This is a genomic window from Ensifer sp. ENS07 (assembly GCF_014852185.1).
GTDB classification, from domain to species: domain Bacteria; phylum Pseudomonadota; class Alphaproteobacteria; order Rhizobiales; family Rhizobiaceae; genus Ensifer; species Ensifer adhaerens.
On record NZ_JACVBE010000030.1, the window covers coordinates 1 to 10,821 of the forward strand.

Consider the following 10,821-nt stretch of genomic DNA (forward strand, 5'->3'; position numbering starts at 1 on the left):
CCGGCTCTACCTCTGGAACAAGCAGCGCCGGGACAAAGTCGCCCACAGGCGACGCAACATCCAGTTGCCACGCTCGTGCGAGCCGGCGCCATTCATATAACTGCGAACGCGATATTCCATGTCGCCGCGCCGTCGTCGCACAGAAGCCAGGTTCCGAATAGCTCTCCGCGACAATCTGCAGCTTCATCTCTTTGCTGAAGCGTCGCCGCCGGCCGCCATCGATAATCTCAAGTCGTTCCATTCCGCACTGTCCGTATTGACGTCAATAAGGACAGTCAGTGCCAAATCCGACAATTCCTACAAGGCGACCCACCTCGGATGCGTACGGATAGTCAGTGCCAGATCCGACAATTCTGACAAGGCGGCCCACCACGGATGCGTACTCTCAATACGACCCGCGGCGGAGTGGGGGACATCCGACGGCAAGTTCTCGGAAGACGTTCTATCGCCAACCACCGTCACCGGCACAAACATTGCCTGTTGCGCGCAGGCTTTCGTGGATCGTTGAGAGATCAGTCCGGCTTCGCGCCGCCAGACGTTCAGCAGACCGCGGTAGACGCCCCAGCGCCGGGCAATCGCCGATATGTTCACGTCGGGCTCTGCGCTTTCCGCAAGGATCCGCGCCGTCTCCTCGTCAGTCCAATTCCGCCGCTGGCGCCGACCGGTGATCACCTCGATCCGACGATACCTTTCCTCATGCCTGGCTTCATCCATGGCTTCATCCATGACTTCAAGCATGGCATCAGCGCGATCTCCAACCATTGCGTTCCGCTCTGTCGATGAAGGAGCATATCTCGCGGGCTCAATCACAAAAGGAAAGGTGGGATGTTCGTCGCGCTCACATTCCATCAGCTTGCCGCTGACGTACCCGTTGTCGACCCGTATTGCCATCGGCTTACCGCGCCATTCGATGATCTGGTTCAGGCAGCGGATGACACGCTCGGCAGGTAGCGAGAAATCCACCTCGATGCCCAGCCCCTCGCGGTTGAAGTCGTCCAGAACGTTCAACAGGCGGAATTGCCTGCCATCCTCAAGACGATCCGCCATGAAGGGCATAGACCAGACCAGGTTCGGTTTCTCCGGCACGGCCAGAGCATCCGGCTTCTCGCGCCTCAACCGCTTGCGTGGCTTGATCCTGAGGTTCAGTTCCAGCTCGCGATAGATGCGGTATACCCGCTTATGGTTCCAGCGATGCCCCCGGACATTGCGCAGGTAGAGAAAGCAAAGGCCGAAGCCCAGCTCTTCTTCGCTCGCGTCAACCCGCGGGAGCTCGAGATCGGCTCGTGTTATACCCGTGAGTAGAGCACGTTCTGCCGGGATCTACCCTCAGTTTCAGCCGCCTTATTCATTCTGCCGCAGGGTTTTACCCAACAAAATTCGGTCGCTCACCGCAGCCGAGCGGACCCGTTCCAGTGCATGCCGTCAACAAGTGCGAGCCATTGCGCGTGATTGAGCTGCACGCGCGCCGCCCCAATCTTCGGCCAGACGAACCCGCTTTTCTCCACGCGCACACCCACTAGTTCAAGTACCAGCCAGACCGAGAAGTCGAGCTCGAATTGATCTCAAATAAACGGCACGTGGTAAGATTTTCACCCACCGCCGCCTCGCAATATTTTAGCCGCTACGGCGGCTGCGCAAAGTGCAAGTGCTGGCGCTCCCGCATGGAGATATCCACTGTCCCCTACCACGGCCGTGTACGTGCCATCGGCGAAACTCAGACCGATGTCTGTATCGCGCGCCACGTCTTTCGCCAATTCGTACGCAGCATCTAAGGACGTCGTGAACGGCGGAACCTTCCCGGTGCCGTCACTGGACGGCACGATCCAGACCGTTCGCTTAACCGGAAGTCCGGTCTTCGCATTAATTTTGATACTCTCTACTTTGCGCCTCCAACCAATGAAAAGAGCAATATCCGCATCGAGTTTCCGACTTCCAGCGTCCGCAGACTCCAACACCCTAATTAGATCAACAATTGCCATCGCGTTTTCTCGGCTTTCTCTTGCTGCTTGCGAACGATAAACCTTTACGATAGGGACAAGAAGAATTCCAGATTTATCAAAAGAGGGCGCGTGTGACCGATAATCAGGCTTTCATATTCGAATGCGCGCCAGGGAATGACGTTCAGATTAACGAGACCGTTAATACGAAAAGAGCATGCCTAAAAGTATCCGGGAAGAATAATCGGATCATCATTGAAAGCGGCGTTGTTCTATCTGGCGGTACGATCGAGATCGCCTCCGATGATAACGAAGTGATCATCGGAAAAGACGCGCGGTTCAAAGGTAAGATTTCCTCAAAGTCGAACGGTCGAAACCGATTGATAATCGGGGAACGCAGCACATTCGGGCACGTCACAATTATCCTTGCCGAAGGCAGAACGATCGATATTGGTTCCGATTGCATGTTTTCATGGAGCATTGAAGTGCGCTCAACCGATTCCCACCCAATCTTCGACGGCGACACCGGCGAACGTATCAACCATGGCAAGGACATCTACGTTGCCGACCACGTATGGGTCGGCGGGAAGTCGTTCCTGATGAAGGGGACGTCAATCCCGAAGGGCTGCGTCATCGGCATGGGGTCTTTGGTGACTAGGGCCTTCGAAGAAGAACGCTGCGTGATTGCCGGCAATCCGGCCCGCGTGATCAGATCTAACGTTACGTGGGACCGGGAGCACTTGGGCTAAGTGGGGAAGCTGCATTGCTTCGAAAAAGTAAGTTATCACCATTATGAACAAAGTCACTGCCGACCGCCTTAAACGTGCAGCTAAGGCAACATACGCCTGTTTTCTGGAAGCGCTACCGCTGCAGATCGGTTCTGCAAGTCTGCCATTGGCCCGCACTAATAACAGCAAGCGGATTTCGCCCGAACGCTTCCGAGCGTTCTGGTCAACAGGGCCGCGTCACTTCGCGCGGACTTCCGCGGACAGTGCATGAGTGCTTGGTAGCACCTAAATTGATCGCAGCTTTTCCTCAATCCTTTCCATCCTTCTTCTCTGGTAAGCCGCTTCGAGAACAAGCGCTTCATGGTAGCGGATGCCGTAACGATATTTACGCTGCGAAGGTTCCTGGCCGCGCTCACCTGGAGCGTGCCTAGCGTCAAATTCCCAATCAGAACAGCATAACAATCCAATAGCGAATGGATCGATGCCATGGGAACGGAAGACCCGTTCGACCATTTGCGCCGCAAGGCCGAAATGCACTCGCGCCGAATCGCCTTTTCTTTCCACCGCCTCATTAAATTTGAACTGAACAAACTCAACATCACCCCAAGCATCGAGTATTCTAGTGTCAATGGATGCAATCTGCTGCTTTTCACGGTCATCGGAGGTATAGATCGTCCCCGTCGCGGCGAATAGTTGTTGCCAGCGAAATTCCGCTGAACCGCAGCTCATATCATTATCGATTGATGGCCCAATAACCCCGCTAGCCACGTTCACAGCCGAATCGCCTCCCCTTAGCGTCATCGGCGACCCGTCATGTGGAATTTTGATACTCGGCCGCCCGTCGGCATCGCATAGCAATAGAGCGCCTCCGGGCCGTGCCTGGACGACAGAGTTCAAACGATCGACCGGCAAGATTTGATCTGTCCAGCGCATACTATGTGGCTCGAAGAGTCCTGCGTCTCCAACTGCTCCAAACCTTGAAGGTGCCGGCAATTTTGTAAGTGGCCGTAGGTCTATGTTGTGGTTGGTCTGACTAGTAATGAAGTCCATTCTGAGGCCCCTTGTCTGACCGGCTGGATTTGCGACGCGAGCCGCTAGAGCGACAAGCGATGTGGCAATGCAACGGCCGCCGGGCTTTCCAGTAACAGAGTCGGGCTTTGATTCGACGACGGTTTGACTATCCATCGTGATGTCTGAAACGTTATGGAAATGAAACAACACATCTTCATGGCCAATCAGTTTCGTACCGCGAAGAGTTAAGCCGCGCACAAAAGCGCCCGAAACTTCGAGAGCCGCAGACGGTTTTTGCAGCGAAAGCGCGAGCTGAGTTGCGCGCTTACCGGTCGCGTGGCTGAACCCGGACACCTCGCAATCCTGCAGCACTGTGTTAGAAATACCAAATCCGTAAATATTAACAGTAAGGACATCGCCCAATTCGATAGTGTCTACGGGCTCAACGAGGTATAGTCTGCAATTTCCTTGATAAACAGATGTGGATTTATAGTTAAATACCGAAGAGCGTGTTTCAGATTTTCCAATACGCACACGGCCAGAGGAAAATTCTCTGAAAGGTAGGTTGGTCGCGTCCTCAACACTTACGAAATTCTTCCCCACCTCGGTGACCCTGTAGCTATCGCCCCCGCGAATTCCGAATCCTACCGCTCCTTGAAAGTTACAATACAAGTAGCGACTGAATTCCGAGCCAGTCTTTCCGTCGCCACTAACTTCTCGATCGTTGTTGATCACTGTCGTTTGCAATCCGCCGTATAGGCGCCAATAGCCTACCACATGTAGATCCTCGGCAATCAATCCTTGACCACTTTCGTTCCAAAAGCCCACGTCCCAATCGCTGCCAAGCCCGTCATATTCTGAATTGTTGTAGCCGTTGATCCCATAGCGTTCGCCCTCGCCAGGATGGCTGAGGACGATACGCAGTCCACGTACCCGCACGCCCCCCCCGCTCCGCTCCACCTTCACCGCGCATGAGAACCGTCTAGGTGTCCCATCATCGCGCATAAACGATGTAAGCTTGTAGTAGCGATCACCCCCGCTCGTCGCCGATAGATTCTCTATGACGCCACCGGACGTCCGCATATCCGTTACAAATGGCAAAGTATGTGCACGGGGACCCACACCTGTAAAAACCAACTCGGTCGGGGCGGGCCTTTTTTTGATGATTGAGGACCAGGCAACCCATACTCCACCACCAGAGCCGATTTGCTCGATCCCCGCTGGAAAGACAATAGTGTCCGTGAGAATGAATCTGCCAGTTCCCCAAAGCACGTTTTTTCTTGTCAATCTCGCAAAATCAAGGGCATTTTTGATCGCGTTCGTATCATCTGATAAACCGTCACCTCTCGCTCCAAACGCAAATACATCAACCACGGGGCCAGCATATCCCCACCTGACCGATCCGCCGTTTGACAAACGTTGACCTGGCTCGTCCTTCTCAATCACGGACTTTCGTCGATATAGCGCCGCACCCATTCCATTCGGTTCGTAGAACCCGTTCGTGCGCACCGCCCTCACAGTTTCTTTCAAATATGCTGTTCTTAGTTGTTCAACCGAGTCGAAGGCAATGTGGCTCCCACTGCCAGCAACAACCTCCACGTTAGCTTCCATCGATTTGGAGCCGCTTGCGAACGCAGTCCCGTCACCGCCAAGGCCCAAAGTACTTGCCTGCAGAAAAGTACGTCGCTTCATTCGCCTGTCCAATCCTCATTGTTACCGTCTGTTTAATCAAAATCTGGTGAAAACCGGAAAGTCCTCAATACTGTTCGGCTCGCTGATAAAAGTCGTAATACACCATCGCTGGGGCCGACAATCCGAACGGTAATTCATCCAGTGAACGGGAGGGTCGCCAGCTTGACCAGGCACATCCAGTAGTGTCTAAAGCCTCCACATCAAGTAGCTGACCATTTATTTACGGATTTAACGTGACTGAAAACAGAAACCTCCCACGGCTCGCCTTCTTCCGTCAAGGACAGGCAATAACACTCCCCCCTACTAGGCTCGCCTTCCAGTCAGGCGTGCCGCTGACGAACGGTTCAACAATCCAAGAACATTTGGATGCGCGAACATTGGTCGGCAATTTGGGGAACATGATCCACAGGATGGCGATGATTCAGATGGTCAAATGCGACCGGTCGCGATCCAGCCAGCTCAATCTATTTAAGCTGATTGCAACACATAAATCAGTCCAAAAAGTAGCAGACCTCATCAACGCAAATTTCGATGGTCTGATGATGACGATGTCAAACATCTTGCGTCCCGATGCGCAAGAACCGGACATTGCGGAATTGGTTCGAGCTCTAAAGGTTCCAGTCTATTGCCTCGGGATTGGATTGCAAGGCGAGTTGCCCCATGGCAAAGCGGATGTTCTCACGGCAGACGTTCGGGATCTGATGTATGCACTTGACGAACGGGCCGCTCTTTTTGGAGTTCGCGGTGAACAAACCTTGAATTGGTTGCGAAGCATTGGCATCAAGAATGCGAAGGCTTTAGGCTGCCCAAGCATGTTTGCTTACCCTCGGAACATCCTTTCGATTAAACGTCCCCAAAAGCTTGACCGTATCATCACCGCCGGCCATCTAAAACTGACGCCTGATGAATCGAGCCGCGGGCATAAGCTTATGCGAGGCTTTACGAACACTTCTCCCGCATACGTGTTCCAGGGAGAGATCGCGCATTTTAAGGAACTTCTCCATCAACAGGGCGTATACGACGAAGCTACGCAGACGCTGCACCGCGCTACGATCAGCGATCTCATAAACCGAAAATGCAAGATAAAGTCTCCGTTCGGAGAGTATTATTCTTTTGGTGAAAGCTCCGCCTGGAGACAGGCGTGTACAAAGTATGATTTGTATGTCGGAGACCGTATTCATGGTGGCGTTGCAGCGATGCAAGTAGGTGTTGCGGCGCTTGTGTTGCATGCCGATACTCGCGTGCAGGAGCTTGCAAATTATCACGGAATTCCCTCCTGTCCGCTAGAAGATTTCGAGCGGCTCGGCGTGAAGAGAGCGGTTGAAGAATATCTCACCGAATCCGCTATGGACGCGTTTAAGAACAGATATGCCGCCGTACTAGATAATTTCGAAAGTGAATGCACCCGCGCCGGTCTCGCACTCTCGAATCGACTTAGCGCATAATCGGCGGCAAATCGTGGGAGAATTTGAGGAAAAACCCGTAGCAGCAGAGCCACCGGCAATCGGCCATACCCTATAGAGACTACATGCGCTCGGCCGAGCAAGGATATATCTTGGCTAAAAGGCCAATAATCAAAGCGGAATTTGTTATGAACAATGTTAGCTCCCGAAATTCGGAGAAGATGGCTCCACATTTGGCAACGACCTTTTCGGCGAACAGCACTGTGACGGTCATCATACCAATAAGGATTACGGAGGGCCGCAGGGATCTGATCGAAAGACTAAAGTTCTTTAGGAAGGATCATCTTCTGCCAGATTCGGTGGATTTCCTTGTTGTGGACGATGGATCCGCGGATGAAGACCATCTTCTTCTCCGTCAAGCGGAGTGCGATAGATTAAAAGTCATTCGAACCGGAGCTCGTTACTATCAAGACTTCTCCCTTGCTCGAGCTCGCAACCATGCCGCGCAGAGAGCCGTGGGAGACTTTATTGTTTTCATGGATGCGGATCTGCTGCCATATCCGGGTTTCTATAGAGACATTCTCTTCGAACTCCATTCGCATAAGATGCAGACACATGTTAACCGATTTCTGATGGTGCCCGTCATTTATCTAACAGACCGTGGACATTTGCTTCTGCACGATACGCCGTCAGAACAGTGGCGCAGCGTATTTATCAATGCGATGAACGCGGATGATAGGGTTCTCATTGAAAAACATTCGACAGGCACGTCGGTTATTGTCGTTGATCGCAGATATTATCTCTCTCGAGGCGGTCAAGACGAAGACTTTCAGGGATGGGGCTTTGAGGACTATGAATTTGCGAACCGATTGATTCGCCGGCTTCGGATGTTTGCCTTGCCGCCGAACTGGCTATCAATGGCAGGGAACTTTATGACGATCAGAGCCTACGACGGTTGGAAGGCCACATACAGACTATATGGTGACTGGCTTGCCGCCAAGGGGATCTATCTGTTTCACGCTCCTCACCCCGTAGAACACCACTATCATTCCCGAAAAGATCAAAATCTTAAACACCTTCTAATGAAAATGAAGGCGGATCAAACTGCGCCAAATGAGCCGCCCGCTCTGCCCGATCTCGGACAAGGAACGTCCTTGCTGTTCCGCAAGAATCCTTTCTGCTGGGATCGTGAGTTCGCGCCCTATCTTGGGACGCCAATTTTCATGAACGAAAACGAGTTTGCGTCAGCCGTTACATTCCTCGATTTCGTAAGAGATAGCAAACTATCGCGTGTTGTCTTCGCCAATCCCTACGCGAATGAGAAGCTTCTGGCGCTTTATAAAGCGTGCAAGAACAACAATATACCGATAGTAGTTTGCGAGAGAGGCGCGCTACCTGGCTCAATCTATCATGATCGCGGCGGTTTCCTATCCGACAGCAACAGCTATTCTCCAGAATATTGGGACATTCCGCTTACTTCCACAGAGCGGGAGATGACATTGAGATACATCTCAGAGATCCGGTATGGGGATGAGATGCTCGAACAACAGGCCGGCCGTGCAGATATATCAGAAATTAAAGGACGTTTGGGGATAACGCGGGGACAGAAGGTTCTTTTGGTTCCATTTCAGCAGCCGAATGATACGGTAATTAGACATTTTTCAGGGCAAGTGGGCTCCTACGAAAACTTTCGGCGAATAATTTCGGAATTGGTCGAACGTCTGGGGCCAGGATGGCGTGTGGTCTACAAAAAGCATCCCGCGGAGACGGATTTCGTACCAATTGGGGGCGCGTCCGCAGCCCACGAAGAGAATATATATGACCTTATCGAGATTTCTTCTGCAGTCGCGGTGATTAACTCTGGCGTCGGAATCTATGCAATGATGTTCGGCAAGCCCCTGCTCGTATTCGGCGAGTCGTGGTATTCACATGATGGGCTTTGTCACACGATTTCACCTGAAGAAAACCTTGTCGAATTACTTAACAAGGACATCGAAATTGACTACGAACGCGTGCTTCGGTTTATCCATTATCTGCGGTTTAAGTTCTACTCTTTTGGAAACATGACTGCCAGAAGGGTGCGTACCCCGGAAGGTTCACCAATCACCGCGACATCCGGTATCACTTACTTTGAGGTTAGGAACTGGTCGGAGGCCGCACGCATTTTACGGCCTTACGATCCTATTATATCCAGAGGAAGTCCACTGTTCGATCGTTATCGAAACGGAGCAGGTGAACAAAACAATGAATCGGTGTCTGGCGTATCGATCGCATCTGCATCGTCCGTCGCCTCACCGAAGGTCGAAGGCCGTCGTGCGTTCCATATCCGTGAGTTCCAACGTGCCGCTGAACTGTTTGAAGACTGGATGAAGAGCGAGCCGAATAGCCCGCAGGCGCTGAGATCAGCCGCCGAGGCTTACTACAACATGGGCGACTTTAATAATGCGCATCGCTGCGCAGCAGCTGCGCTTCGCCTCCTTCCCAACAACAAGAATTTGCGACGACGAGTGAAGTACTTTAGTAGCGGGCGCATTGTACGCAAGTTTTTATTGAGTAAACCGTTCCCCATAGAGAGTGCTTAGCTGGAGGGCGGCCAGTAAAAATCGCGGACTGCCCAGTCGGCAGTCCGGTATGGAGCTAGCACTAAACAAGGTAACCGGTATATCAGGAAACTCCTGGTGCTAGCGGCGACATCTCTCCTGAATGTTTTCGGCAGACGGAAAGGTGCTTTGCGCGACTGGATTGTGGGACTCCTTGCCAAGAAGCCGGCGAGGCTCGTGACGGTAGCGCTCGCAAACAAGCTTGCTCGGATCATCAGGGCGGTCAAGAAACGGGCGAAAGTTTCCGCTCGGAGAAATTCGCGAAAGCATAAGCCGCCGTCGAAGCCGTGGGACTTTAGTTTGGTAAGCGCATAAGACGTAATGAATGACAACGGTTGTTACCGAAGACCAGGGGAACCCCGACCAGTCGTCTGAGCTATAGAGCTCGCATCTTTGATGTGGCCCCAGGTTGTCGGATATCAATATGGCCAGCGGAAATCTATTCCGCACCAGAAGGCCGGACATACGATCGCCGTAACCAAGGTCATTCACACGTCTAAAGGCTTGCTATAAATGGCCGTCCACACGACTGGGGCCCGGAGAAGCTCAACGATGAACAGCGTCGTGATCTCCTGGAAATCATCGAGGATCGATACGAGCGGCGATCGACCATCGTCACCAGTCAGGTGCCCGTGGATCACTGGTATGACATGATCGGCAATCCAACCATCGCCGACGCCGTGTTGGATCGCCTATCGCATCGAACTCAGCGGCGAGAGCATGCGAAAACAGAAAGCCGTGACCTCCGATCAAACGTGAGCGTCCGGTGAGCGGATTTTGGTCCCGCGGGGAATTGGCGCAAGTTACGTCACAGATGATTCATTTGTGACGTAACAGGGTATGAATGGCCAAGGTTGAGATCCTGACGGGTGCCGAGCGACAACGTCGATGGTCCACGGAACTGAAGCTTTCGATCTTGCAAGAAGCGTTCAGCGCGGATGGCAGCGTTTCGGATGCAGCTTCATCACCCGATAGACGCGTTTGACGTTTGGCCAGGAACGGCCATCGTTGCTGGCGTTTCGGCGCAGAATGGCGTGAACCCGGCGATAGCCGTAGGTCGGCATATCGGCGATGATCGTTTTGATCTCATCCACCAGGCCCTGATCAGCAAGCGGCGGTCGCCCACGGGCTAGGGATTTGCTTCACGCGCTCTGCAATGTTTGATCGGGCGACACCCAAAGTCTCGCACACCGCCGTCATCGCGAACTGCCCTTAGGCAATGACAGCGAGCGCAACAGGTGTTTTTTTGGGCCGGTGGCGATCTCAAGCGCTTCCTTGAGGATTTCGCCATCCATCGTCTTCTTGCCAAGCATGCGTTGCAGTGTAAGCGCGTAGGGACCCCCACGTATCATTTGGCGCGCTGATCGGGGATTTTGTGCATGAATCATGCGGAGAATCCTATGAGCGACAGTGTGAATCAGCCACGAACATTCGAGGTTTTGACGGCGGC

8 protein-coding genes and 3 pseudogenes are annotated in these 10,821 nt (G+C 52.9%); 5 read left to right on the top strand and 6 right to left on the bottom strand.

Annotated features, from left to right (window positions below):
- The 4 genes and pseudogenes from IB277_RS37110 to IB277_RS37125 form a co-directional block, all read right to left on the bottom strand.
- Positions 1-241 (bottom strand): transposase (locus tag IB277_RS37110; RefSeq protein ID WP_192373322.1); only part of this gene is annotated, 241 nt, incomplete at its 3' end.
- A gap of 56 nt (positions 242-297) precedes the next feature.
- Positions 298-849 (bottom strand): transposase, encoded by a 552-nt coding sequence (locus tag IB277_RS37115; RefSeq protein ID WP_371813772.1) that lies wholly within the window; start codon positions 847-849, stop codon positions 298-300.
- Positions 847-1,239: pseudogene (locus tag IB277_RS37120) on the bottom strand (DDE-type integrase/transposase/recombinase); the annotation flags it as partial. The pseudogene IB277_RS37120 and the gene IB277_RS37115, both read right to left, overlap by 3 nt.
- Before the next feature lie 350 nt (positions 1,240-1,589).
- Positions 1,590-1,979, bottom strand: a complete 390-nt coding sequence (locus IB277_RS37125) for a hypothetical protein (protein ID WP_192373324.1) — start codon at positions 1,977-1,979, stop codon at positions 1,590-1,592.
- Positions 1,980-2,071: 92 nt separating this feature from the next.
- On the opposite strand from IB277_RS37125, the gene IB277_RS37130 reads away from it, so the two are divergent.
- Positions 2,072-2,686, top strand: a complete 615-nt coding sequence (locus IB277_RS37130) for an acyltransferase (protein ID WP_192373326.1) — start codon at positions 2,072-2,074, stop codon at positions 2,684-2,686.
- 264 nt (positions 2,687-2,950) lie between these two features.
- Here IB277_RS37130 and IB277_RS37135 read toward each other — a convergent pair whose 3' ends face one another.
- The gene (locus IB277_RS37135) at positions 2,951-5,368 is read right to left on the bottom strand and encodes a tail fiber domain-containing protein (protein WP_192373328.1); all 2,418 of its coding nucleotides are present in this window, start codon (positions 5,366-5,368) and stop codon (positions 2,951-2,953) included.
- A gap of 233 nt (positions 5,369-5,601) precedes the next feature.
- On the opposite strand from IB277_RS37135, the gene IB277_RS37140 reads away from it, so the two are divergent.
- The 4 genes and pseudogenes from IB277_RS37140 (at position 5,602) to IB277_RS39090 (ending at position 10,356) form a co-directional block, all read left to right on the top strand.
- Positions 5,602-6,813, top strand: a complete 1,212-nt coding sequence (locus IB277_RS37140; RefSeq protein ID WP_192373330.1) for a polysaccharide pyruvyl transferase family protein — start codon at positions 5,602-5,604, stop codon at positions 6,811-6,813.
- 83 nt (positions 6,814-6,896) lie between these two features.
- A complete protein-coding gene (locus IB277_RS37145) occupies positions 6,897-9,353 on the top strand; it encodes a glycosyltransferase (RefSeq protein ID WP_192373332.1) in 2,457 nt (818 codons plus the stop codon).
- Between the two features lie 545 nt (positions 9,354-9,898).
- Positions 9,899-10,130, top strand: a pseudogene (locus IB277_RS37150) (ATP-binding protein); the annotation flags it as partial.
- A gap of 85 nt (positions 10,131-10,215) precedes the next feature.
- Positions 10,216-10,356: a transposase gene (locus tag IB277_RS39090; RefSeq protein ID WP_192373334.1), complete on the top strand. Its 141-nt coding sequence runs from the start codon at positions 10,216-10,218 to the stop codon at positions 10,354-10,356.
- Here IB277_RS39090 and IB277_RS37160 read toward each other — a convergent pair.
- A pseudogene (locus IB277_RS37160) lies at positions 10,325-10,693 on the bottom strand (IS3 family transposase); the annotation flags it as partial. The gene IB277_RS39090 and the pseudogene IB277_RS37160 overlap by 32 nt on opposite strands.
- Positions 10,694-10,821 lie beyond the last annotated feature (128 nt).

Coding starts and splice junctions, on each gene's coding strand:
- IB277_RS37135 (WP_192373328.1), bottom strand. CDS start 5,368: ATGAAGCGACGTACTTTTCTGCAGGCAAGTACTTTGGGCCTTGGCGGT.
- IB277_RS37125 (WP_192373324.1), bottom strand. CDS start 1,979: ATGGCAATTGTTGATCTAATTAGGGTGTTGGAGTCTGCGGACGCTGGA.
- IB277_RS37145 (WP_192373332.1), top strand. CDS start 6,897: ATGCGCTCGGCCGAGCAAGGATATATCTTGGCTAAAAGGCCAATAATC.
- IB277_RS37115 (WP_371813772.1), bottom strand. CDS start 849: ATGGAATGTGAGCGCGACGAACATCCCACCTTTCCTTTTGTGATTGAG.
- IB277_RS39090 (WP_192373334.1), top strand. CDS start 10,216: ATGGCCAAGGTTGAGATCCTGACGGGTGCCGAGCGACAACGTCGATGG.